The organism is Streptacidiphilus sp. EB129, from assembly GCF_041262645.1.
Lineage (GTDB): Bacteria > Actinomycetota > Actinomycetes > Streptomycetales > Streptomycetaceae > Streptacidiphilus.
This window is the reverse complement of the sequence record NZ_JBGCCS010000022.1, coordinates 100011-124819: the sequence shown is the minus strand read 5'-3', so window position 1 is coordinate 124819 and position 24809 is coordinate 100011. Positions and strand designations below refer to the sequence as shown.

Sequence of the window (24809 nt, the reverse complement as noted above, 5' to 3'; positions counted from 1 at the left end):
CGACGGTTGTGGTCGGGGGAGCTGAGACCCCCGTCTTCTGCCGAGCGTTGGGGCTACGCTCGGTGGGCTCCTGACTGATCGTCTCGTGCCGGGCACGTTCAGACGGAGGTGTTTTCGATCCTGGTTAGCCTTTGTTCCGCCCCCAGTTGGCTTCGTCCCTGAAAGGGCCTCCGACCTGCGTCGGAGGCCCTTTCTGAGCTTTCAGCCCCTTGCGCCAGCTCAGGCGGCAGAACGTCCTCGGAAAATTCTTCGAAGAAATCAGGGAGGCGGTGTCGGATCGGGGCGGGGGTGTTCGTTGCAGGGGTGAGGCCGCCCGCAGGGGGCGGCACGGTGAGGGAACCGCGATCCTGAAGTCCCTGACCACCGAACCACGCTGTAGTGAAACCACAGGAGATGATCTTCAGATGCAGTACCTGGTTTCCGTGATCGATGACAAGAGCAATCCCGGCAGCACGGACAGGCGTCCTGCCATCAGCGCGTTCAACGAACGACTAATCGCCGAGGGCTACTGGGTCTTCGCGGGCGGACTCGCGGACACCGACGCGGCCACGGTCGTCGACAACCGGGGCGAGCAGGCGGTGTTCAGCGACGGGCCGTTCGTGGAGTCGAAGGAGTATCTCGCCGGCGTCTGGGTGTGGGAGGCCCCCGATCTGGATGTCGCACTCAAGCTCGCCGCCGAGGCGTCGAAGGTCTGCGATCGGAAGATCGAGGTGCGGCCGTTCCAGTGAGCGACGTCGAGGAGGCGATCACCCGGGCCCACCACGACGAGTGGGCGCGGGTGGTCGCGTCCCTGACCAGGCGTTTCGGTGACCTCGACATCGCCGAGGAGGCAGCGGCCGAGGCGTTCGCGGCCGCCGTCCAGCGGTGGCCGGCCGACGGTGTACCCCCCAACCCCGGCGCCTGGCTGACCACCACCGCCAACCGCAAGGCCATCGACCGGCTCCGCCGCGAGAACAAGCGCGACGACAAACACAGGCAGGCTCGGATGGTGTACGACGACGGCCCACCCGGGCCCGTCGGCGCCATCGACGACGACCGGCTGCGGCTGATCTTCACCTGCTGTCACCCGGCGCTGGCGATGCAGACCCGCCTGGCGCTGACGCTGCGCCTGGTCGGCGGTCTGACCGTGCCCGAGATCGCCCGCGCCTACCTGGTGGCCGAGACCGCCGTGGAGCGGCGGATCACCCGCGCGAAGGCCAAGATCAAGGCGGCCCGCATCCCCTATCGGGTGCCGTCCGTGGAGGATCTCCCGGCACGTGTGTCCGGCGTACTCGCCGTCCTGTTCCTGGTGTTCAACGAGGGCTACCTGGCGACCGGCCCCGACGCCGATCCCGTACGTCACGACCTGACGGCCGAGGCGATCCGGCTCACCCGCCTGATCCGTGTCCTGCTGCCGGAGGACGGTGAGGTGGCCGGGCTGCTGGCGCTGATGCTGCTCACCGAGGCCCGCCGCACCGCCCGGGTCTCGGCCGGCGGCGAACTGGTCGCCCTCGACGAGCAGGACCGTGGGGCCTGGGACGCGGCGCTGATCGCCGAGGGTCACCGGCTGGTGCGCGAGCGCCTCGCCGCTGCCGCCGCCGGCGAGGCTCCCGGCCGCTACCAGATCCTCGCCGCGATCAACGCGGTGCACACCTCCGCCCGCGACATCCGCGACACCGACTGGTCGCAGGTCCTCGCCCTCTACGACCAGCTCGTCCGCCTCGACCCCTCCCCGATCATCGCCCTCAACCGGGCCATCGCGGTCGCCGAACTCGACGGCCCGCAGGTGGCACTGGCGGCCGTCGACCGTCTTGGGGACAGGCTGGCCGGCTACCACGCCTACCACGCCACCCGCGCCGACCTGCTGCGCCGGCTGGGCCACAGTCGGCAGTCACGCGCGGCCTACGACCAAGCCATCGCACTGGCGGGCAACACCGCCGAGACCGCCTACCTGACCCGCCGCCGCGACCAACTGCGATAGCGCCCACCGATCCCGACCAAGGGTGAACGATGTTCATCTTCTGAACATCGTTCCTTGCATTGAACAGTGTTCATCTTGGGTGCTATCGTCGAGCCATGCCCAAGAAGAACGCTTCGCGCGACATCGTTTCCCGTGACCAGTGGGCGGCTCAGATCGCAGCACTGGATGACGCGCAGAGCGCGCCTCGGTCCCGCAGGGCCCCCCTGACGGTCGGCCGGATCGTGGACGCCGCGCTCCAGCTCGTCGAGGCCGAGGGGTTCAATGCCCTGACGATGCGCCGTGTCGCCGCTGCGCTGCAGGCCACTCCGGGGGCGCTGTACGCGCATGTGCGCGACAAAGCGGAGCTCGACGATCTGATGATCGGAGAGCTGTGCTCACGGGTGACGGTGCCCGTGCCGGATCCCGCGCAGTGGAAGGCGCAGGCCATCGACGTCTGCCGGCAGTTGCGCGACCAGTACCTCACCTACCCGGGGATCCCACGCGCCGCGTTGGAGGGCACCCCGCACAGCCTGGAGGCGCTCCGGATCTTCGAGGGCCTGTTCGCGATCCTGCTGGCCGGAGGAATGCCGCCGCAGTCCGCCGCGTGGGCGATCGATGGGGCCTTCCAGTACGTCGGCGCCTACAGCCTCGTCTGGCTGCGGCGGCGTCCCGAGGAGGACGCCGACGGACGGGTCGTCGACAGGGCTGAAGTCATCGAGCGTTTCACGATGCTGCCCCAGGACCGCTTCCCGAACTCGGTCGCGTATGCGCGGGAGATGACCTCCGGCGAGGGGCACGACCGGTTCGACTTCACGCTCGGGCGGCTTCTCGCAGGACCCGACCCGCAACTCGAAGGTCACCATGAGCACTGACACCTCACCTCAGGAGTCCACTCCGCAGACCGCCCCCGGCGTGCTCCGCGGCCGCGGAGCCGCGAGCGGCGGACCGCGCGCCTTACATCGGTGGATCGCGCATCGATGGATCGCGCTTGCCGTCCTGAGCCTGGCCCAACTGATGGTCATTCTGGACTCCACCATCGTGAACATCGCGCTGCCGACCGCCCAGCACGACCTGGGGTTCTCCACCGACGACCGGCAGTGGGTGGTGACCGGCTACGCGCTCGCGTTCGGCAGTCTCCTGCTGCTCGGGGGCCGGCTCGCGGACCTCTTCGGACGCAAGCGGCTGTTCCTCATCGGCGTGGCCGGCTTCGCGGTGGCCTCGGCGGTCGGCGGCGCGGCTGGAGGCTTCCCGATGCTGCTCGCCGCACGTGTCGCCCAGGGCGCGTTCGCGGCGATGCTCGCGCCGGCGGCCCTGTCGCTGCTGTCCGTCACCTTCGCCGACGACGCGAACGAACGGGGCCGCGCGTTCGGGATCTTCGGCGCGGTCTCGGGCGCCGGCGGTGCCCTGGGGCTGCTGCTGGGCGGCGTCCTCACACAGAGCGTGTCGTGGCGCTGGTGTCTGTACGTGAACCTGGTCATCGCCGTGCTCGCGTTCGCCGGCGCGTTGATCTGGATCGGCGCCGGCGACCGGCCACAGCGGGTACGGTTCGACGCCGCGGGCACGGTCACCGCCGTGCTCGGCCTGGTCGGGATCGTGTTCGGTCTTGGAAACGTGGAGTCGAAGGGCTGGACCGACATCTGGACGATCGGCGCGGTCGTCGCGGGCGCCGTCCTGGTGGTCCTCTTCGTGCTGATCGAGCGCCGCGCCGACCACCCGCTGCTGCCACTGGGCGTGATCCTGGATCGCGACAGGGGAACGGCGTACCTGTCGGTCGGAATCTCCGGGATCGGATCGTTCGCCGTCTTCCTGTTCCTCACCTACTACCTCGAAGACACCCTGACGTTCACCCCCATCCAGACCGGAATCGCCTTCCTGCCGATGGTCGGCCTGTTGATCGTCGGGGCCGTCGTCTCGGGGTCGGCGCTCATGCCACGCACGGGACCGCGTCCGCTCGTCCCCGTCGGATGCGTTCTCGCCGCCATCGGAATGGTGCTGCTCACCGGCATCGGCACAGCCTCCAGCTATGCCGGAGGCGTGCTGCCGGCGTTGCTCGTCATCGGGTTCGGCTTCGGGCTGATCTTCGGACCGGCGCAGAATGCCGCGACCAGCGGAGTCAAGCCGCACGAGGCCGGCGCGGCGTCCGCGATGGTCAACACGGCCCAGCAGATCGGCGGATCGATCGGAACAGCCGTGTTCAGCTCGCTCGCCGCGTCGGCAGTCACCAACTATCTCCATGCGCACGCCGCGACGGCAACACAGACGGCGACCATCACCGATGGCACCATCGCCGGCTATCACCTGGTGTTCTGGATCGCGGCAGCGGTCTTCCTGGGCACCGCCCTACTGGCAGCCACCCTGTTCCGCAGCGGCCCCCTCGCGGTCGATGCGGATGCGTCGAAAGGACCATCATGAAAGCAGCACGATTCAGCGCATTCGGAGGACCCGAGGTCCTGGAGATCGTGGACCTTCCCGACCCGCATCCCGGCCCTGGTCAGGTCCGGATCGTCGTGCACGCGGCCGGAATCAGCGCAACGGACTGGAAGCTGCGCAAGGGCCTGCTGAGCTTCGGTGCGGAGCTCCCGCAGACGACAGGTCGTGACGTCGCGGGTGTGGTCGACGAGGTCGGCGAAGGCGTGACCGACGTGGCCGTCGGCGATCGGGTGTTCGGCGTCTCCGACGACGGCGCCGGCGCGGCCGAGCTGGCCCTGCTGACCTACCGCGCGATCATTCCCCCGTCCCTCGGGTTCATCGATGCCGCAGCCCTGCCGGTCGCGCTCGAAACGGCCACGCGCAGCCTCGATCAGCTCAAGGTCACAGCCGGAAGCACCCTGTTCATCAACGGCGCCTCCGGCGGGATCGGCAGCACGGCCGTCCAGCTCGCCGTCGCGCGCGGCGCGCGGGTGATCGGTTCCGCGAGTGCCGCCAACCAGAGCCACCTCGGTCTGCTGGGCGCCGAACCCGTGACGTACGGCGAAGGCATGGTCGAGCAGGTCCGGGCGCTCGCCCCCGGCGGCGTCGATGTCGCACTCGATGTCGCCGGAAGCGGCGTCCTGCCCCAGCTCGTCGAACTCGCCGGCGGCGCACAGAACGTGGTGACACTCGCCGACTTCGTGGGCTCCAAGGAGCACGGCGTGCTGTTCAGCAACGGGTTCCTCGGCCACGCCTTCCACGCACTCGCCGAGGTGGGTGAGGTGATCGCGGCCGGGCGGTTCTGGCTTCCGGTCGACCGGACCTTCCCGCTCGCCGAGATCGCCGAAGCCCATCGCACCAGCGAGCAGGGCCGGGTACGGGGCAGGCTGGTCCTGGTGGTCCGCTGAGGGTGGGGGGACCTCGCCGTCAGGGACCGCCCCGTCAGGGACCGCGCCGTCGGCATCAGCAGGCTCGCCCCGGCCCGGACACGGGTGGGGCTACCGGGTCACCAGGTTGAACACCGGGTAGATCTTCGGCTTCACGTCCGGAGCACCGACCTCTCGCAGGATCGGGATGATGACCTCCCCGAACTTTGCGAACGCCTCCTCGGACTCCCAGACGTCGGCGACGAGCCAGCCGTCGGGGGTGGGTGCGGCGGTGTGCGAGATGAGGCCGGGCACGGGCCAGTCGGCAGGGCTCTTGACCCCGTCGGCGTTGCCGCTCACCTTGATGGTGGTCTGCTCATAGGCGGCCTGGGTCATGCCGGGCATTTCGAATATCGCGATGATCGCCATGGTGGGCTTGCTCCTTTGCTGAGAGGGAGAGGCTTGCCGTGTCCGGCCCAGTCGACCATCGCCGCTCCTCGGCCGCGCGCTGGTCTGCGCCATACAGGTGGGTGCGGGGCACGGGGCGCGGGGTGTGTGCTGCGGGGCGCGAGACGACGGAAGCCGGCCTGAGGGGATCTCAGGCCGGCTTCCGTTCGGGATGTCGGTCGTGCGGCGAACGCGGGGCGTCAGCGGATCGGCGTCCCGCCGGGTGTTACCTGCGCAGGTCCGCCAGCCCGATGGAGTAGATGCCGCGTCCGTGGGTGGCGGCGTAGAGGCGGCCGTCCGGGCCGAGCAGGATCTGGTCGACGGACACCGCGGGGAGGGAGGCGATGACCTTCCAATCGGTGTGGCCCGGCGCCCGGTACAGCGCGCCCAGGTCGGTGCCGAGCGCGAGGCCGCCGCCGGGGGTGACGGCCAGCGAGTCGGCGGGGATGTCGGGCAGGTTGGCGGAGATGTCGGTCCAGGTCTGGCCGCTGTCGTGGCTCTCGAAGACGTGGCCGATGCCCGCGCCGGGGCCCTCGTTCCAGTTGCGGGAGAAGCCGCTGACGGTCAGGTAGACGTGGCTGGAGTCACTGGGGTCGGTCTTCAGGTCCGACAGGTACCGGTTGGGCACGGTGCCGGTGGCCGGCAGGGTGATCTGGGTCCAGCCGGTGCCGTCCTCGTTGCCCACCGCGATGCCGCGGGTGAAGCCCTGGCTGTTGCAGGGGCCGCACCAGGCGGCGTAGACCTTGCCGCCGGAGGCGGTCACCGCTGTGGCGACGTGGCCCGCGCCCAGGTCGTACGCGCTGGTCCAGGCGCTGGAGGAGCGGATGGCGAAGCCCTGGGTCTGCACCCAGATGTGCTGGCCGCCGGCGACCCAGGTGCTGGGGTTCTTGGTGTCGGCGGTGAACGGCGCGATGAAGCGGGCCGCGGACGTGGTGTTGTCCGGCGGGGGCACGTTGTAGGTGGTGGGTGCGCCCAGGCCGTTGTTGGCCGCGCAGTTCTGGGTGACGTTGATCTCCAGGTAGACGTACTCCTGGGCGATGTTGCAGCCGTTGGCGGGGTCGGTCAGGGTCATCCCGCCGTCGCCGCCGAAGTTGGAGCCCATCACGGTGTCGCGGTTCGGGCCGCCCTGGCCGCGCAGGATGGACTGTCCGTTGTCCTGCAGGCCGCCGGTGACCGCGACGCCGCCGAAGGCCGGGTCCGTGCCGACGCCGACCGAGTAGTACTGCAGCGCGTCGATGGTGCCGTCATTCAGCGAGGTCCAGTCGGTGGCGTGGCCCGAGGCGTCAGCGGCGCCCTGGAGCGGACGCTTGTAGACGCCGCCGTCGTTGCCCACGTACAGGGTGGTCTGGCCGTGGTAGCTGCCGATGGCGACCGCGTGCTGGTCGGAGTGGGTGGTCTGGGAGCAGGTGCCGGTCTGCTTGGTCGGGTCGATGCTCCAGCAGGGGAAGGTGAAGTTCCAGTACGGGCCGGGGGTGGTCCAGCTGGCTCCGCCGTCCTTGGTCTCGAAGACCTCTTCGAGACCGGCGTAGACGTGCTCCGGGTTGTTCGGGTCGACCTGCAGGAACTGGTCGTACCAGGCCTGCCCGCCGGGCGCGGACAGTGCGGAGCCGGAGGCGGCGAGCGTGGCGGTGTCGGCGATCCGGGTCCAGGGGCCGAGCGGGGAGCCGGACTTGGAGACGAAGACCCCGTTGCCGGCGTTGGTGCCCGCGTTGAGGCCTGCCGGGGACTGGTCGATCGCGTAGTAACGCGAACCGTCCGCGGAGCGGGCGAAGGTCACGCTGCCGACGTCGGCGGCGTCCGCGGGCAGGTCGCCCAGCGAGGTGAGCAACTGCCAGCCGGTGCCGGTCCTGGTGTAGAAGCCGTTGTAGGTGTCCCCGGAGCGCCAGCCGGCCGCGACGACGACCTTGGTGGGGTCCTTGGGGTCGATGGCGATGTCGCTGACGATGTTCTTGTAGGCGGCGGAGGGGTCGTTCGCCAGGGAACCGCCGGGCATGTAGGCGGGGTTGGGGGCGAACTCCAGCTTCCAGGGCCCGTTCAGGTGCCTGGTGGAGTGCGACCACAGGCCCTCGCTGGTCGCCGCGTACACGGTGTCGCCGCTGAAGCGCAGTTCGTGGATGCTGGTGCTCTGCAACTCGGGGCCGCCGACCCGGTCACGGGTGGAGAAGTTGTCCTTCTGGGGATGCGCGTCCACGTACACGCCGCTGCCCAGGTAGGCGTCGGCGTTGGTGGTGGCCTCGCCGGTGCCCAGCCACAGCCGGTGCTGCGCGTCCAGCGCCAGTGCGCCGGTGGCCTGGGCGGGCAGCTTGTCGCTGATGGGGGTCCAGTTGCCGCCGCCGGTGCTGGAGCGCCACACCCCGCCGCCGGCCGCGCCGGCGTAGACGTGACCCTGGTCGTCGGCGGCCAGCGCCGCCATGCGGCCGGTCACCAGGCCGGAGCCACCGCTGGAGTTGGAGTCCGCGTCGCGGTAGCGCGGGTCGTCGGAGTTGTAGGGGAGATTGGTGACCTGTCGCCAGTTGCCGTCCGTGCGCGGGAGGTTCTGGAACGCCGACCAGGCCGCGCCGTAGGCGCCGGGCGCCACCACGCCGGGGGAGGTGCGAGCCTCCGAGCGCTGGGCGGCGCCCTCGGCTATCTCGTCCGCCTCTTCACTGCCGTCGCCGCTTGCGGTGGTCGCGGCGGCACTGAGGCCGCCGGCGTGGTGCTGGGCATGGGCCTTGGCCACCCCCGGAGCGAAGATGTTCGCCCCTCCGTATCCCGCCGTGGCCGCCTGGGCCGGTATCGCGGCCATCAGTCCCGCGACTGCCAGGGCGCCGATCGCGAGCCCTCTACGCCTGTGGTGCTGCGTGGTCAACAGGTCCTCCCCATAGGGGTTGGTGTCACCGGTTCGCACTGACGTGCGCGTGCGCAGGGCGACTTGACCACACTCACAGTGGTGTCAGATACGGATGGACATCACCTTTGCCAAATCGTTGTTGTGGGTCCACGAAGGAGGCCCGGGCCTGATGGGTCGTCTGATACGGCATGCCGTGAGCACCTTCGGTGCCACCCGCGCGGAGAGGGCGGCGCGGGCGGCACCGAGGGAGCGTCAGCGGCGCAGTCGCGAGACGGTACGGGGCGCGACGGTGGTGGGATGGACGGGTTCCGCGGAGCGGATGGCGGTGCTGCCGCGCAGGGTGGTGGGCTCGAAGGCGCCGGTGAAGACGTCGGTGGAGTTCAGCGGTTGGGCGTTGTTGGTCTCCACCAGGACGGGACGCACCAACGGGCCGTCGTTGATCAGGGCCTCGTAGTCACCGAGGAAGTGACCGCCCGCGTCCGGGGCCTGGAGCCAGTCGAAGACCGGGGTGATCTGGCGTTCGATCGGGCTGTTCTCGCCGCCGCGCGGAAAGGTGAGCAGCCAGGCGGCGGTGGGCAGGGTGGTGGTGTTGCCCGGGGTGAGGTAGCGCAGGTCGTAGTAGCTGACGGCGACGGTGCCGTGGGCGTCCACGGCGATCGAAGGGGTGAAGGCGGGGGCGCCGGGAGCCTGGTTGACACGGGTGGGTCCGCTCCAGGTGCGGCCGCCGTCGGTGGAGTGCGTCAGCTGGATGGCGTCGTACCCGCCGCCGGTGAAGTCGGAGCCCTCGTAGGCGAGGTAGAGCTCGCCGGTCTGCGGGTCGATGGCCGCGCTGGGCAGGCCGCCGCCGGCGCGCAGGGCCTTGGTCGGGTCGGTGGGCGCGTTGGGATCGACCTCGGGCACGGAGGTGTCGGTGACCACCCGGGTGGGCTTGCTCCAGGTCCGGCCCTGGTCGGTGGAGCTGACCATGCCGTAGTGGACGTCACTGACCGTGCTGCCGCTGGGGTCGGTGAAGGTGATCGAGTCGAAGAAGTCGTACAGGGTGCCGGTGTGCCGGTCGACGACGATGACGTTGCCGATGGTCTGGGTGTTCGGCACCGTGCTGGTGTCGACGAAGGGGCGGGCGGTCGACCAGGTGCGGCCGCCGTCGCGGGTGATGGAGATGTAGGCGGGGCCGTCGAAGAGGGTGCTGGTCTGGTCGAGGCGGTCCCACACCTGGTACGCGACCCCGGCGTGCAGCGGGTCGGCGGTGACGGAGTTCTTGTCGTCGCCGATCGCCGGGTCGTTGTCGCTGATCACCGGGGTGACGTTCTGCCAGGTGCGCCCGCCGTCGACCGAGGTGGCGGCGGCCACCCCGTTGCGGGCGGTGGTGGCGTCGAAGATCAGGGCGCTGGCGTACGCCTTGCCGTCGGGCCCGAAGCTGACCCAGCCGTCGGAGGCGCGCTGGTAGGCCAGTCCGCCCGGGGCGCAGTGGGTGAAGGGCAGCGGGATCTGGGTGAAGTGCTTGCCGTCGGTGCTGTAGCTGGCGCTCAGGCCCCGTGCGCCGCCGTTGGACCAGCGGTCCTGCTGGTAGATGCTGATCACGTTCTTCGGGTCGCGCGGATTCGCCGCCGCGTACGGTTCGGCCTCCGCCGACGGGGAGTTGGTGCCGGGCCCGTCACCGCTCAGGTCGCAGGCGGCGTACGGGTCGCCGGGCGAGATCAGCCCCAGGCCGCCGCTGCCCGCAGCGGTGGCGGCGGACCCGCCGGTGGCCGCCTGTGCGGCCCCTGCGGCGGCGCAGAGCGTGAGCATCACGGTCGCGGTGGCGACGGATGCCCGAGTACGGAGATGCATGAATCCCCCATGGTCGTCAGCGGATTTCCGGAGGTCCTCCGGATGCTGCCGTGCATGCGCTGTACCTGAAGTGACGTCTCGTCATGCCAGAACTTGCCGATACATGACATCCCACCGGCGCCCAATCCGCAACATGCCCTCCATTGGCCGCACCAGACCCGCATCCCCGTCCGCATACCGCCACCGCCCGTGCGGGAAGTCGCCGGGTGAAGAGTTGGCGATGCACGGACAGGCTTGGGGTTCACCGGTCGCCGACACCGGTTCGGCCCGCCGTGCCGGCCTGCGGAGCAGTGGGGAACGCCGCCTGCCTGGCAGGATGGTTTCGTACGTGCATCGGACGGTCGGCGAGGTGGCCGAGGGTTCACGTCGAGACGGAGGAATCGGTCATGCCCGAGCCTGTGGACCCCGAGGTGTACGCGCGGATGCGCGCGATCGCGACCGAGCTGTGGCCCCTGGCCGGCCATCTGGAGGGATTCTGGGGCGTGGAGATCGGCGCGGCCGGCCCCTTCGTCATGATGAGCCCCGTCGGTCGGCACGAGTCGATCGTGTACCGCGTCGTGCGCCAGTTGGAGGAGCAGATCCCCCGCACCCATCCCGGAACCGACGTCATCGCCCAGTCCGGTGCCGAGATCGAAGACCCCTCGATCGGTCGAATGCGCAGGCCGGACGCGGTCGTCGTACCACTTCACATCCTGGACGAGTCGGAAGGGACCGTGGACGCCGCACAGATCATGGCCGTCGTGGAAGTGGTCTCGAAGAACAACCCGGACAACGACTACATCGAGAAGGTCGCCGACTACCCGGCGATGGGCATCCCGCTGTATCTGCTCGTCGACCCCCGCAAAGGCGTGATCTTCACCTACGAGAACATCCTGCCCGGCCCCGACGGCCCCCGGTACGACCGCATCACGGATTACGCCTTCGGAGACGACGTGCCACTGGGCCCGTGGCTCATCACCACCTCGGACTTCAAACGCTACACATGACCTGGGTCTGCGTTCTGATCGGGCGGGTCGCGTCAGTCGAGGGTGAGCAGCCGCGCCGGGGTGGTGTGGGTCAGGGCGTGGAGCTGGGCGGGGGTGATGCCGCGTTCGGTGAGCATCGGCAGGAAGACGGCGCTGAGGTAGGTGTAGCCCCACTGGCCGTGGGTGGTGGGGTTCTGGTGCACCTGGCCGCCGGTGAGGTCCTGGGACAGCAGGATGCGCTCGCCGTGGCCCTCCGCGACAAGGGCGGCGAGGCGGTCGGCGCGGGTGGCGTCGGACTGGCGGACGGCGTCCTTGGTGTATCCGCCGTCGGCCTGGGGGCCCGGCGCGGGCGGGAGGCGCACGTCCCAGGTCTGCTTGCCGACCGAGTCGAAGGCGATGGTCACCCCGCGGTCCAGGACCCGGCGCACGTAGTCGAGATCGGGGTGGTTGTCCATGTGGCCGATGACGATGCGGTCCGGGTCGACGCCTTCCTTCGTCAGCAGGTCGATCTGCTCCAGGGCCATGGTGCCGTGGGTGGTGTGGGTGTTCACGGCAAGCCCGGTGGCGTGGTGCGCGCGGGCGGCGGCCCGCAGCCCCTTGAGCTCGTGGGCGGTCACCTCGTTCAGGCCCGTGGGCAGTTCCCCCAGGATGCCCGCGCGCACGCCGGTGCCACCGATCCCGCTCCGGGCGTCCTGGACGAACCGGTCGGCGATCTCCTCGACGGACGCCTCCTTCACCCACGCCGGGCTGAAACCCTCCCGGTAGGTGGCGGTGCCGGACACGATGTGCAGACCGCTGCGCCGGGATATCTCCTGCAGCAGCCGCACGTTGGCGCCCCGGATGTCGCGCCCGGCGTCGCCGTACGGACTGAGGTCCACGACCGTGCCGATGCCGTGGCCGGCAAGGCCGCTCAGGGCGTCGACGGCCAGCCGGACCTGCTCCTGCTCGAACGCGTCGGTGTCCGCGCGGCCGTCGGTGGCCCGGTCCGGCCGGGGGCCGCCCGAGAGCCACGGGCCCGGGGTCAGCGCCAGCAGATGCTCGTGGGACAGCACTCCGCCGAGCTCGCCCGGATCGACCGGGCCGGTCACCGTCTGGACGTGCGCCACCATCAGCTCCCCCCGCTCGGCCTGCGTCTTCCGCGGGACACCCTACAAGGGAGGGGAGTTGCTCGCGGAGCGCGGAGCGCCTTGACGTACGGACGTCCCGGTCAGCCCAGGTGGAAGGAGTGCCAGAGCCGGACGGTGTTCAGCAGCAGGTAGAGGCCGTAGCCCGTGAGGACCAGGCCGACCGCGCGGGTGCACAGGCCCTTCACCGGGCCCCGTACCCGGAAGTCGACGTCGAAGCCGAAGCCGTTGCCGATGACCGCCATGCTCCGGCGCGGAGCGAGGGCGAGGAAGCCGCCGAAGGCCAGCACCAGCAGGGCCATGATCGCGGGAAGTGAGAAGAGCTCCAGAAGCCCCATCGGTCGTCCTTTCGGCTGGAGCTGGATGGACCATCGTGACGAAGGTGCCAGCACACCTTCGCCCACCGCGGCCGGGACGACCGCTGGAAACCGGGGCCCTTGACGGGTTCCAGACGCGGATCCCGCCACTCTTGACGCGTTCCTCACACGCCGAGCCCGGTTCAGGGCTCGAAGCGGTAGCCCATGCCCGGTTCGGTGATCAGGTGGCGCGGGTGGGCCGGGTCGCGCTCCAGCTTGCGACGGATGCCGGCCAGGTAGACCCGCAGGTAGTTGGTCTTGCGCTCGTGTCCCGGCCCCCAGACGTGCAGCAGGATCTGCTGCCCGGTGACCAGCCGCCCGGGGTGCTGGATCAGCACCGTCAGGATCCGCCACTCGGTCGGGGTGAGCCGGATCGCCGCCCCCTCCGGCGGGGCGGTGCCGTCGTCGTGGGTCAGCCGGGCCGTGCAGCGGGCGAGGTCGACGGTGTGGTCCCCGATGACCGCGCTGCCGCCGGGCAGGTCCTCCGTGGCGGGGCGGCGCAGCACGGCGCGCAGCCGGGCCAGGAGTTCGTTCATGGAGAAGGGCTTGGTGACGTAGTCGTCGGCGCCGGCGTCCAGGGCGGCGATCTTCTCGCCCGCGTCGGAGCGGCCGGACAGCACGATCACCGGCACCTGGCTCCACACCCGCAGTGCCCGGATGACGTCGACGCCGTCCAGCCCGGGCAGGCCGAGGTCGAGGATGATCGCGTCCGGCGGGGTGCGGGCCGCCTCGTCCAGGGCCCGGGTGCCGTCGGCGGCGGTGGCGACGGTGTACTGGCGGGCCTCCAGGTTGATCTGCAGCGCGCGCAGCATTTGCGGCTCGTCGTCCACGATGAGGACTCGGGTCACGGCTGGGCTTCTCCGTCCAGGGCCGGCGGGTGGTGACGGGCCGGGAGTTCGTCGGTGGGGGGAGCGTCCGCGCGGTCGGCGCCGGGCTCGGCGGGCAGCGAGAGGACCATGGTCAGCCCGCCGCCGGGGGTGTCCTCGGGAACGAGGGTGCCGCCCATGGCCTCGGCCAGTCCCCGGGACAGGGCCAGGCCCAGGCCCACGCCGGTGTCGTTGTCGGTGTCCCCGAGCCGCTGGAAGGGCTGGAACACCCGGTCCTGGTCGGCCTGCGGGATGCCGGGGCCGTGGTCGATCACCCGGATCTCCACATGGTCGCCCAGGCTGCTGGCCGCGACCAGCACCGGAGTGCCCGCGGCGTGGCGCTGGGCGTTGGCGACCAGGTTGGCGATGATCCGCTCCAGCAGCGGCGGATCGGCGAGTACGGCGGGGGCCTGTTCCAGTCCCCGGGTACGGACCGGCAGGCGGGTGTCGGCGAGCGAGTCCACGGCGGTGGAGAGGACGTCCTCCAGCGCGGTGGGCTGCAACTCCAGTGCCAGCGCGCCGGCCTGAAGACGGCTCAGGTCCAGCAGGTTGTCGACCAGCCGGGTGAGCTTGCCGAGCGACTCCTCGGCGGTGAGCAGCAGTTCGTCCTGGTCCTCGGCGGAGAACTCGACGTCCTGGCTGCGCAGCGAGCTGACCGAGGCGAAGGCGACGGCGAGTGGGGTGCGCAGGTCGTGGCTGACGGCGGCGAGCAGCGCGGTGCGCATCCGGTCGGCGGCCTTGACGGGTTCCACCTCGGCGGCGACCCGGGCCAGTTGGGCCCGGTCGAGGGCGGCGGCGACATGGGCGGCGAAGGCGGTGAGCACCCGCCGGTCGGTGGCCGGCAGCGGGCGGCCGCGCAGCACCAGCACGGCGTCCTCGCCGACCGGCACCTCCTCGACGGCGGAGGCAGCCGCGTCGGGAGCGGTCGCGTCGGGAGCTGATGCGTCGGCAGGAGCGGGCGTGGAGACGGCGATCACCGGCCCGTCCTGGCCGTTCCGGCGTCGACGGAGGGTGACCGACTCCATGCCGAAGGTCTCCTGCAGCCGGGCGAGCAGCGCCTCGACGGCGCTCTGCCCGCCGAGGATGCTGCCGGCCAGCGCCGAGAGCGTCTCGGCCTCGGCGGTGGCGCGGCCCGCACGGCGGGACAGCCGGGCGGCGCGGTCGACGACGGCGGCGACGGTGATCCCGACGACGGCGAAGACCACCAGCGCCAGGACGTTGTTGGGCGAGGAGATGGTGAAGGCGTGGATCGGCGGGATGAAGTAGTAGTTCAGCAGCACCGATGCGATCAGCGAGGCGACCAGCGCCGAGGTCACGCCGCCGAGCAGGGCGACGCCGACCACCGCGAGCAGGAAGAGCAGGATGTCGCTGGTGAGGTTGACCGCGTCGCGGGTCTGGCTGAGCACCCCGGTGAGCAGGAAGGGCATGACGAGTCCGGCCAGCGGCCCGGCGACGCGACGCCCCCGGGAGTACAGGCTGCTGGGCAGGGGCAGTCGGCGGCCCCGGCCGGACTGCTCGTGGGTGACCATGTGGACGTCGATGTCGCCGGAGAGCTCGACCGTGGTCTCGCCGATGCCGCGTCCGGTGAGCGAGCGGGACAGCCGGCCCCGCCGGCTGGTGCCCAGCACCAGCTGGGTGGCGTTCTCCGCGCGGGCGAAGTCCAGCAGCGCCCTGGGCACGGAGTCGCCGACCACGGAGTGGTAGCTGCCGCCGAGGCTCTCCACCAGCCGGCGCTGCGCCGCGAGCGCGGCCGGGTTGGCGTCGGCGAGCCCGTCGCTGCGGGCCACGTGGACGGCGAGGACGTCACCGCCGGCGGACCGGTCGGCGATCCGGGCGGCGCGGCGGATCAGCGTCTCGCCCTCGGGTCCGCCGGTGAGGGCGACGACCACCCGCTCGCGGGTCTCCCAGATGCTCCCGATGCCGTGGTCCGTACGGTACTTCTGCATCCCCTCGTCGACCCGTCCGGCCAGCCAGAACAGCGCCAGCTCGCGCAGCGCGGTGAGGTTGCCGACGCGGAAGTAGTGCGAGAGCGCCGCGTCGACCTTCTCGGCCGCGTAGACGTTGCCGTGGGCCATCCGGCGGCGCAGGCCCTCGGGTGACATGTCGACCAGTTCGATCTGGTCGGCGCGCCGGACCACCTCGTCCGGGACGGTCTCGCGCTGCGGGACGCCGGTGATCTTCTCGACGACGTCGTTCAGCGACTCCAGGTGCTGGACGTTGACGGTGGTGATCACGTCGATGCCGGCGTCCAGGATCTCCTGGATGTCCTGCCAGCGCTTGGCGTGCCTGCCGCCGGGAACGTTGGTGTGCGGGAGCTCGTCGACCAGGGCGACCTCGGGGCGGCGGGCCAGCACGGCGTCCACGTCGAGTTCGGTGAACTCGGCGCCGCGGTAGCTGCGGGTGAGGCGGGGCAGGACTTCGAGCCCTTCCAGCCGGTCCTCGGTGTTGCGGCGCCGGTGGCACTCCACGTACGCCACCACCACGTCGGTGCCGCGGTCGGCTCGGCGACGGGCCTCGTCCAGCATCCGGTAGGTCTTCCCGACGCCTGGTGCGGCGCCCAGGAAGACCTTCAGCTTCCCTCTCCTCCCGCCGGCGGCGCGTGCGGAGGGGGGCGGCTGTTCCTGCGGGCTTATCACCGAACTTCCTTCTTCGCCGGGCAGGTCGGGCCTGCCGGGCAGGTCGAGTCGGAGTGGACGCGGTTGCGACTCGGCCGCACGGGACCGGCGGTCCCGTGCGGCCGAGCGGTCGAGCCGGGCTGTCCGGCTCAGCCGAGCTTGGTCAGCGCGATGTTGAGGTTGAGCACGTCGACCCGGGGCTCGCCGAGGAACCCGAGGGTACGTCCCTGGGTGTACGTGGCGACCAGGGCCTGCACCTGCGCGTCGGTCAGGTGGTTGGCCTGGGCGACCCGGTCCACCTGGATGCCGGCGTAGGCCGGGGAGATGTCCGGGTCCAGGCCGGAGCCCGACGAGGTGATGGCGTCCGCGGGGACCTGGCTCTCGGCGACGTGGTTGAACGTCGCGATGTCGCTCTTGAGCTGGGTGTACGTGGTCACCAGACCGGCGTCGTTGGTGCCCTTGTTGGTGCCGCCCGAGGCGGTGGGGTCGTAGCCGTTGGTGCCCGCGGCCGAGGGCCGGGACTGGAACAGCTTCGGGTCCGGGCTGACGGTCTTGCCGTCGGCCGAGGTGACCGTGAAGTTCTGCCCGATCAGCGAGGATCCGACGACCTTGCCGTGGCCGTCCTTGACCAGCGAGCCGTTGGCCTGGTTCGAGAACGCGACCTGGGAGATCCCGGTGATCGCCAGCGGGTAGGCCAGACCGCACAGGACGGTGAACAGCAGCAGGATCCGAAGACCCGTCAGGTGGTTCCGCACCGGAGTGGGAAGGGGCTTAGCCATGATGTGTCACACCACTTCTCTCAGTGCAGACCGGGGATGAACTGGACGATCAGGTCGATCGCCTTGATCCCCACGAAGGGCAGGATCAGCCCGCCGACGCCGTAGATCCCCAGGTTCCGGCGCAGCAGCGACTGGGCGGAGGAGGGCTTGTAGCGCACTCCGCGCAGCGCCAGCGGGATCAGTCCGATGATGATCAGGGCGTTGAAGATGATCGCCGAGGTGATCGCGGACTTGGGGCTGTGCAGCGCCATGATGTTGAGCTGGTTCAGCCCCGGGTACACCGCGGCGAACATCGCCGGGATGATCGCGAAGTACTTGGCCACGTCGTTGGCGATGGAGAACGTGGTCAGGGCGCCGCGGGTGATCAGGAGCTGCTTGCCGATCTCGACGATCTCGATCAGCTTGGTGGGGTTGGAGTCCAGGTCCACCATGTTCCCGGCCTCCTTGGCGGCCGAGGTACCGGTGTTCATGGCCACGCCGACGTCGGCCTGCGCGAGGGCGGGGGCGTCGTTGGTGCCGTCGCCGGTCATCGCGACGAGCTTGCCGCCCTCCTGCTCCTTGCGGATCAGGGCCATCTTGTCCTCGGGGGTGGCCTCGGCGAGGAAGTCGTCGACACCGGCCTCCTCGGCGATGGCGGCGGCCGTCAGCGGGTTGTCACCCGTGATCATGACGGTCTTGATGCCCATCGCCCGAAGGTCCTCGAAGCGCTGCTTGATGCCGGGCTTGACGACGTCCTTGAGGTAGATGACACCGAGCACCCGGGCCGGGGCGCTGCCGCGCTTCTCCGCGACCACCAGCGGCGTACCACCGAGGTTGGAGATCCGCTCGACCGCGAGGTCCAGTTCCTGGCCGGTCTCGCCGCCGTTGTCGCGCACCCAGGCGGCCACGGACCCCGCGGCGCCCTTGCGGACCGCGTGCACGCCGTCGGCCTCGTCCAGGTCGACGCCGGACATGCGGGTCTGGGCGGTGAACTCGATCCAGGTGGCGTGCGACAGCTCGCCCTGGTGCCGGGCCCGCAGTCCGTACTTCTCCTTCGCCAGGACGACGATGGAGCGGCCCTCGGGGGTCTCGTCGGCCAGGCTGGAGAGCTGGGCCGCGTCGGCCAGCGAGTCCGAGTCGACCTCGCCGACGGCGATGAACTCGGCGGCCTGGCGGTTGCCGAAGGTGATGGTGCCGGTCTTGTCGAGCAGCAGGGTGGAGACGTCGCCGGCGGCCTCGACCGCGCGTCCGGACATCGCCAGCACGTTGCGCTGGACCAGCCGGTCCATACCGGCGATGCCGATCGCGGAGAGCAGCGCGCCGATGGTGGTCGGGATCAGCGCCACCAGCAGCGACACCAGCACGATGATGGTCTGCTCGGCGCCCGCGTACTTCGCCATCGGCTGCAGGGTCACCACAGCCAGCAGGAACACGATCGTCAGCGAGGCCAGCAGGATGTTGAGCGCGATCTCGTTCGGCGTCTTCTGCCGGGCCGCGCCCTCGACCAGGGCGATCATGCGGTCGATGAAGGTCTTGCCGGGCTCCGAGGTGATCTTCACGACCACCCGGTCGGAGAGCACCTTGGTGCCGCCGGTCACGGCCGAGCGGTCACCGCCGGACTCGCGGATCACCGGCGCGGACTCACCGGTGATCGCCGACTCGTCCACCGAGGCGACGCCCTCGACCACGTCACCGTCGCCGGGGATGACCTGACCGGCCTCGACCACCACGAAGTCGCCGAGCTTGAGCTCCGCGGCCGGGATCTCGGCCTCGACCACATCGGTCGCACCGGGCGTCCAGCTGCCCTGGATCTGCCGGGCGACGGTGTCGGTCTTGGTGCGGCGCAGGGTGTCGGCCTGGGCCTTGCCACGGCCCTCGGCCACGGCCTCGGCCAGGTTGGCGAACACCACGGTCAGCCACAGCCACACGGTGATGACCCAGGCGAAGACGCTGGGCTTCTCGATCGCGGAGATCGTCGTCAGCAGCGAGCCGATCTCGACCACGAACATGACCGGGCTCTTGACCATGACCCGGGGGTCGAGCTTCTTGATCGCGTCCGGGAAGGAGGTGATCAGCTGCTTGGGGTCGAGCAGTCCTGCGGACAACCGGTGTTCGAGTTCACCCGCCTGCTGCGGGGTCTCCGGCGGGGAGGCCGGAGTCTTGAGGATGGGGGTGGACATCAGTGGAGACCTTCCGCGAGCGGCCCGAGCGCCAGGGCCGGGAAGTAGGTGAGTCCGACGACGATCAGGATCACGCCGGAGAGCATGCCCACGAACAGCGGGCTGGTGGTCCGGAGCGTGCCCGCGCTCTCGGGGATGGGCGTCTGGCGGGCCAGCGAGCCGGCCAGCGCGAGCACGAACACCATCGGCAGGAAGCGGCCGAACAGCATCGCCAGACCGATCGCGGTCTGCCAGTGCGGGCTGGTGACGGTGATACCCGCGAACGCGGAACCGTTGTTGTTGGCCGCCGAGGTGAAGGTGTAGAGCACCTCGGAGAAGCCGTGCGGTCCGGTGTTGGCCATGCCGCCGCCGTGGCCCGCCTTCAGCGACATCGCCAGACCGGTACCGCAGAGCACGATCGCCGGGGTGGTCAGGATGTAGAGGGAGGCGAACTTCATCTCCCGTGCACCCAGCTTCTTGCCCAGGTACTCCGGCGTGCGGCCGACCATCAGACCCGCCACGAACACGGTGACGATCGCCAGCATCAGGATGCCGTACAGGCCCGAGCCGGTGCCGCCGGGCGCGATCTCACCGAACATCATGTTCAGGATCGCGGTACCGCCGCCGAGCGGGGTGAACGAGTCGTGCATCGAGTTGACCGCACCGGTGGAGGTCAGCGTGGTGGAGGCGGCGAAGAGGGACGAGCCGGGGATCCCGAAGCGGACCTCCTTGCCCTCCATGGCGGCACCCGCGATCTGCGCGGCGACACCCGAGTGCCGGTTCTCGAAGAACGTGATCAGCGCGGCCGAGGCCACCCAGTACAGGCCCATCACCGAGAGGATGGTGTAGCCCTGCTTGTTCGAGCCGACCATCTTGCCGAAGGTGCGGCACAGCGCGAACGAGATCACCAGCAGGAGGTAGATCTCCAGCAGGTTGGTGAAGGGGTTCGGGTTCTCGAAGGGGTGCGCGGAGTTGGCGTTGTAGAAGCCACCACCGTTGGTGCCCAGCTCCTTGATGACCTCCTGCGAGGCCACCGGACCGCCCGGGATCGACTGCGTGCCACCGGACAGGGTGGTGTACACGTGCGCGGCGTGCAGGTTCTCGACCAGACCGCCGGCGACCATCACCAGCGCGAACACGATGGAGATCGGCAGCAGGACGCGCAGGGTGATCCGGGTCAGGTCGACCCAGAAGTTGCCCAGCTGGTCCGTCTTGTTCCGGGTGAAGCCCCGGATCAGGGCCGCGACCACGGCGATGCCCACCGCGGCGGACAGGAAGTTCTGGACGGCCAGGCCGCCCATCTGCACCAGGTGGCCCAGGGTCGACTCACCCGAGTACGACTGCCAGTTGGTGTTGGTGACGAAGGACGCGGCGGTGTTCCACGCCATCGCGGGCGTGACCGCCGGGAAGCCCAGCGACAGCCACAGGTGCTCCTGCAGCCGCTGGAATCCGTAGAGGAAGAGCACCGAGATGAACGAGAACGCCAGAACGCTGCGCAGGTACGACGCCCAGGTCTGCTCCGCGTCACCGTTGACGCCGATCAGCTTGTAGATGCCGCGCTCCACCCGGAGGTGTTTTCTGGACGTGAGGGTGTGGGCCATGAAGTCGCCCAGCGGACGGTAGGACAGCGCGAGCGCGCCTACCAGCGCCAGGGCCTGGAGAAAGCCCGCAAGAGTCGGATTCATGGTCAGAACTTCTCCGGACGGATCAGAGCCGCGATCAGGTAACCCACCAGGGCGACCGAGACGATCAGGCCGACGATGTTGTCAACGCTCATCGCGACACCCCCGCGGTCCACGGGAGGGTGAGCGTGAGGGCGGGGAGCTGGAGAGCAGTCACAGCTTCTCCACCCCCTTCACGATCAGGGCGAGGACGGCGAACACGAGGATCGTCACCCCGACGAAGAGCACGTCGAGCATGAGGTTGCACCCCAGGGGTCGAGTGGGTCCGATCCGCCCGAGAGGACTCGCGAGCGGGGCCGTACGAACCGGCCTCGCTCAGAGAACAGGATGTGGGCCGTTCGGGGGATGTCCGTTAACGCCCCCCTGGCGGCTGACCCGGGAACCTTGACACCGCCTTTACGTGAGGTCACGACCCGGTCACGCCCGACCCGCCGCTGGAGCCGATGGTGGACGCGCCGCGCCTTCGGAGGGCGGGAACCGTCCCGTCGGCGGGGGAACGGAAGGTGTGGCGGGGTGCGTCCAGGCAGGCGGGGGCGTTGCGGGCCCCGAGCAGGCCGCTGCCTGATTCGGGGTCGGACGGCGGGCTGAGACCTATGATCATCCGTAGCCCGGGGGAAGAGCGTGCGTGTCGGCCCCGGGCTGCAACGTGCAGGGGGGAAGAACGCCTGTGGCCGACCTGAGTTTCTGTGTCCTGGGGCGAATGCGTGGGGACCGCGACGGGATCCCGCTGCCGCTGGGCAGTCCGCAGCAGCAGGCGGTCCTCGCCGCGCTGCTGCTCAAGCCCGGTCGCTGGGTGAGCATGGAGGGGTTGATCGACGCGCTGTGGGGGGACGGGTCGCCGCCCCAGGCGCGGGCCACGGTGCGCACCTATGTGTGGCGTCTGCGCGGGATCCTGGAGACCTCCGCCGACGAACCCGACGTGCTGGTGTCCTACCAGGGCGGCTACCGGCTGGTGCTGGACGCGGGGGCGACGGACGTGCACCGGGCGGAGGAGCTGGCCGCCGGCGCGGAGCGGGCCAGGTCGGCCGGGCTGCTGGAGGAGGCGCGCGGCCTGCTCGGCGCGGCGGACGATCTGTGGCAGGGCGAGCCCCTGGCCGGCGTGCCCGGAACCTTCGCGGAGATGCAGCGGCACCGGCTCACCGAGTTCCGGCTGACCCTGCTGGAGGAGCGGATCGGCCTGGACGTCGCGCTCGGCCGCGCGGCGCGGTGCGTGGCCGAGCTGTCCGCGCTGACGGCCGAGTATCCGCTGCGCGAAGGCCTCTACAGCCTGCTGATGCAGGCGCTGACGCAGGCGGGGCGTCAGGGGGAGGCACTGGAGGTGTTCCGCCGGGCGCGGCAGATGCTGATCGACGAGCTCGGGATGGAGCCGGCCCCTGACCTGCTGGCGCTGTACCGCCGGATCCTGGACCGGGATCCCGGCCTGGCGGGAGCCGCGAGCCATCGGGGCGGCGCCGGGGCGGCGGGCATCGATGCCACCGGGGGCGGCGCCGTCGCGGCATCCGGAGCCGGGGTGCCCGCAGTCCGGCTCGCCCCGGCCGCGTCCGCCCCGGCCCTGTCCGCTGCGGCAGAGCCCGCGCCGGCCGCGTCCGCCGCCGGCGAGGTGTTCGCGGCGGGGGCCTCGCCGGTGGCGCCCGCCGGGGCGCCGGGCACCGCCCGCGCCGCCCAGCCGCTGCCGACGCCGGCCCAGCTGCCGCCGGACGAGCTGGACTTCACCGGTCGCTGCGGCCCGATCGCGGAGCTGCACGCCACCCTGCGCACGGAACCGCGCACGGGGCCGGTGGTGGCGGTGGTGGCCGGTATGGGCGGGGTCGGCAAGACCACACTGGCGCTGCACGTCGCGCACCAGCTCAAACACGCCTTCCCCGACGGCCAGTTGTACGCCGACCTGCGCGGCGGCGGCGAGGTCGTGGCCACCCCGGAGTCGGTGGCCACCGGATTCCTGCACGCGCTCGGCGCTCCCGCCGAGGCCCTGCCCGACGGCCTGGCCGCGAGGTCCGCGCTCTTCAGGTCCATGGTCGAGGGCCGTCGGCTGCTGATCGTCCTGGACAACGTCCGCGACACCGCGCAGGTCCGTTCGCTGCTGCCGGGAACGGCCTCCTGCGCGGTACTGGCCACCAGCAGGACGAGGCTGTCCGGGCTGCCCGCGGCCCGGCAGATCGACCTCAGCGTCTTCGAACCGCCCGAGGCGCTGAGCCTGCTGGAGCACGTCATCGGTACCGGGCGGCTGGAGGGTGAGCCGGAGGCGGCCCGCGACCTGGTCGCGGCGTGCGGGTTCCTCCCGCTGGCGGTGCGGATCGTCGCCGCGAGGCTCGCGGCGCGGCCCGGATGGACGATCGGCACGCTGCTCGACCGGCTCGTCGACGGGCGCCGCCGGATCGACGAACTGCGGGTCGGGGACCTGGCCGTGGGCGCCTGCTTCGAGCTGGGCTACCGGCAGTTGGACCGGTGCCAGGCCGAGGCCTTCCGCCTGGTCGCGGCCGTGGACGTGGCCGACCTGAGCCTCTCCTCGGCCGCCGCGCTGATCGGTGTGGACGAGCGCACGGCCGACGACCTGCTGGAATCCCTGGCGGACGTGGCCATGCTGGAGTCGCACGGCCCCGGCCGCTACCGGCACCACGACCTGCTCCGCGCCTTCGCCCTGCACCGTTCGGAGCAGGCTCATCCCGGTGAGGCGGCCGCGGCGCGGGCCCGGATGCTCGGCCACCTGCTGGCGACCGCCCGGGCCGCGTTCGAGTTCGCCGTCCCCGGCGACCCTGTGCGTGATGTGCTGGTGCAGGTCGAGTCCGGCCGCGCTCCCCTGTCCGGGCTGGAGGAGGCCCGGTGCTGGGCGGCCGCCGAGACCGACGGGGCGCTCGCGCTGACCGCGCAGATCGCCCGTGCCGGGCTCACCGGGGAAACCCCCGCGGAGCCGGAGTGCGGTGCAACGACGTTCCTGAGGATGGGCGCCGACCTGCTGATCGCGCTGAGCCCCTTCGCCCTGGAGTCGCAGCGGCACGAGTGGGCGGCCACCGCCCGGCTGCTGGTCCTGGCCGCGGTGCAGGGCGGAGACCGCACGGTGGAGGGGCGGGCCCGTTTCCTGCTGGGGAACATCGCCACCGCCGCCACCTGGCTGGACGAGGCCGAACAGGAGTCCCGGCTGGCGGCCGACGTCTGCCGGGAGGTGGGCGACACCCTGATCCTGCGTCAGACACTGAACGACCTGGGGTTGTTGGCCCAGTTCCAGGGCCGGTTCGACGAGGCGGTGGGCCGCTACGACGAGGCCATCGCCCTCGCCAGACAGCTGGGCCACCGTTCGGGGGAGTGCGTGAGCACCCTCAACGCCGCCGTGGCCAGAGTCCGTGCCGGGCGCGCGGAGGAGGCCGTCGCGGACTGCGAGGGCGTCCTCGTCGACCAGCGGGAGGCGGGCGACCGGGTCGGGGAGGCCAAGGCGCTGTACGTACTGGGGCTCGCCCTGCACCGGCTGGGCCGCCACGGGGAGGCCGCCGAGCGGTTCGCGGAGTCCCTGCGGCTGTGGACCGCGGTCGGCCCCACCGGCCGGGAGGCGCCGGCCCGTTACCGGCTCGCGGACGCCCTGCTTGCCCTGGGCCGGGCCGAGGAGGCGCTGCCGCAGGTCCTGGAGGCCGTGCGGGTGTGCGAGGCCACCGGCCAGGAGCGGGACCAGGGGCATGCGCTGATGGTGCTGGCCCGGGTGCTGCGGGCGCTGGAGCGGACCGAGGAGGCCTGCGGCCGGGCCCGTCAGGCCTACGAGCTCTACCGGCGGCTCGGCCTGCCCGAGGCGGCCGAGGCGGAGAGGCTCTCCCGGGTCGAGCCGGCGGCGCCGGTCCCCGCTCCCGCTCCGGTGCCCGTGCCCGCCCCGGCCCTGGTCCCGGTCCCTGCTCCGGCTTCGGTCGCGGCGGTCCCCGCTCCGGAAGAGGTTCCGGCACGGGCCTGAACCTAGCCGCGCCGACCGTCCGTTACGGGACG

General features: G+C 71.0%; 18 protein-coding genes. 7 read left to right on the top strand and 11 right to left on the bottom strand.

Translation table 11 applies throughout. The features are described from left to right. The first annotated feature begins 404 nt into the window (after positions 1–404). The 5 genes from ABH925_RS25110 (at position 405) to ABH925_RS25090 (ending at position 5256) form a co-directional block, all read left to right on the top strand. Positions 405–728, top strand: a complete 324-nt coding sequence (locus tag ABH925_RS25110; RefSeq protein WP_370148291.1) for a YciI family protein — start codon at positions 405–407, stop codon at positions 726–728. Beyond that, positions 725–1960, top strand: a complete 1236-nt coding sequence (locus tag ABH925_RS25105) for an RNA polymerase sigma factor (RefSeq protein ID WP_370151146.1) — start codon at positions 725–727, stop codon at positions 1958–1960. The genes ABH925_RS25110 and ABH925_RS25105 overlap by 4 nt, the downstream gene beginning before the upstream one ends. A gap of 95 nt (positions 1961–2055) precedes the next feature. Continuing rightward, on the top strand, positions 2056–2811 hold the full coding sequence (locus ABH925_RS25100) for a TetR/AcrR family transcriptional regulator (protein ID WP_370151145.1): 756 nt from the start codon (positions 2056–2058) through the stop codon (positions 2809–2811). Continuing rightward, entirely contained in the window at positions 2801–4351 is a 1551-nt protein-coding gene (locus ABH925_RS25095) for an MFS transporter (protein ID WP_370151144.1), read from the top strand. The genes ABH925_RS25100 and ABH925_RS25095 overlap by 11 nt, the downstream gene beginning before the upstream one ends. After that, on the top strand, positions 4348–5256 hold the full coding sequence (locus ABH925_RS25090) for an NADP-dependent oxidoreductase (RefSeq protein ID WP_370151143.1): 909 nt from the start codon (positions 4348–4350) through the stop codon (positions 5254–5256). The genes ABH925_RS25095 and ABH925_RS25090 overlap by 4 nt, the downstream gene beginning before the upstream one ends. Positions 5257–5346: 90 nt before the next feature. Here ABH925_RS25090 and ABH925_RS25085 read toward each other — a convergent pair whose 3' ends face one another. The 3 genes from ABH925_RS25085 to ABH925_RS25075 all read right to left on the bottom strand — a co-directional run bounded on the left by ABH925_RS25085 (position 5347) and on the right by ABH925_RS25075 (position 10321). Next, entirely contained in the window at positions 5347–5643 is a 297-nt protein-coding gene (locus ABH925_RS25085) for a hypothetical protein (RefSeq protein WP_370151142.1), read from the bottom strand. 244 nt (positions 5644–5887) lie between these two features. Next, the gene (locus ABH925_RS25080; protein ID WP_370151141.1) at positions 5888–8509 is read right to left on the bottom strand and encodes a glycosyl hydrolase; all 2622 of its coding nucleotides are present in this window, start codon (positions 8507–8509) and stop codon (positions 5888–5890) included. Between the two features lie 234 nt (positions 8510–8743). Next, positions 8744–10321, bottom strand: a complete 1578-nt coding sequence (locus ABH925_RS25075; RefSeq protein WP_370151140.1) for a neuraminidase (sialidase) — start codon at positions 10319–10321, stop codon at positions 8744–8746. 386 nt (positions 10322–10707) lie between these two features. On the opposite strand from ABH925_RS25075, the gene ABH925_RS25070 reads away from it, so the two are divergent. Continuing rightward, the gene (locus tag ABH925_RS25070; protein ID WP_370151139.1) at positions 10708–11307 is read left to right on the top strand and encodes a Uma2 family endonuclease; all 600 of its coding nucleotides are present in this window, start codon (positions 10708–10710) and stop codon (positions 11305–11307) included. A 32-nt stretch (positions 11308–11339) separates the two neighbouring features. Here ABH925_RS25070 and ABH925_RS25065 read toward each other — a convergent pair whose 3' ends face one another. The 8 genes from ABH925_RS25065 to kdpF form a co-directional block, all read right to left on the bottom strand. Beyond that, positions 11340–12395: a phosphotriesterase gene (locus ABH925_RS25065; protein WP_370151138.1), complete on the bottom strand. Its 1056-nt coding sequence runs from the start codon at positions 12393–12395 to the stop codon at positions 11340–11342. A gap of 98 nt (positions 12396–12493) precedes the next feature. Further along, positions 12494–12748: a hypothetical protein gene (locus tag ABH925_RS25060; protein WP_370151137.1), complete on the bottom strand. Its 255-nt coding sequence runs from the start codon at positions 12746–12748 to the stop codon at positions 12494–12496. 161 nt (positions 12749–12909) lie between these two features. After that, a complete protein-coding gene (locus ABH925_RS25055) occupies positions 12910–13614 on the bottom strand; it encodes a response regulator (protein WP_370151136.1) in 705 nt (234 codons plus the stop codon). Continuing rightward, positions 13611–16268: an ATP-binding protein gene (locus tag ABH925_RS25050; RefSeq protein ID WP_370151135.1), complete on the bottom strand. Its 2658-nt coding sequence runs from the start codon at positions 16266–16268 to the stop codon at positions 13611–13613. Before ABH925_RS25050 ends, ABH925_RS25055 begins: the two co-directional genes overlap by 4 nt. A gap of 128 nt (positions 16269–16396) precedes the next feature. Next, complete coding sequence (gene kdpC, locus ABH925_RS25045) at positions 16397–17026, bottom strand: potassium-transporting ATPase subunit KdpC (protein WP_370151134.1); 630 nt, start codon at positions 17024–17026, stop codon at positions 16397–16399. A gap of 20 nt (positions 17027–17046) precedes the next feature. After that, positions 17047–19185: a potassium-transporting ATPase subunit KdpB gene (kdpB, locus tag ABH925_RS25040; protein ID WP_370151133.1), complete on the bottom strand. Its 2139-nt coding sequence runs from the start codon at positions 19183–19185 to the stop codon at positions 17047–17049. Further along, positions 19185–20849 carry a potassium-transporting ATPase subunit KdpA gene (gene kdpA, locus ABH925_RS25035; RefSeq protein ID WP_370151132.1) on the bottom strand — a complete coding sequence of 555 codons (1665 nt, stop codon included), beginning with the start codon at positions 20847–20849 and terminating at the stop codon, positions 19185–19187. The genes kdpB and kdpA overlap by 1 nt, the downstream gene beginning before the upstream one ends. A gap of 2 nt (positions 20850–20851) precedes the next feature. Then, positions 20852–20941, bottom strand: a complete 90-nt coding sequence (kdpF, locus tag ABH925_RS25030; protein WP_370151131.1) for a K(+)-transporting ATPase subunit F — start codon at positions 20939–20941, stop codon at positions 20852–20854. 605 nt (positions 20942–21546) lie between these two features. Here kdpF and ABH925_RS25025 point away from each other — a divergent pair. After that, positions 21547–24777 carry a BTAD domain-containing putative transcriptional regulator gene (locus tag ABH925_RS25025; protein WP_370151130.1) on the top strand — a complete coding sequence of 1077 codons (3231 nt, stop codon included), beginning with the start codon at positions 21547–21549 and terminating at the stop codon, positions 24775–24777. The last annotated feature ends 32 nt before the right edge of the window (positions 24778–24809 follow it).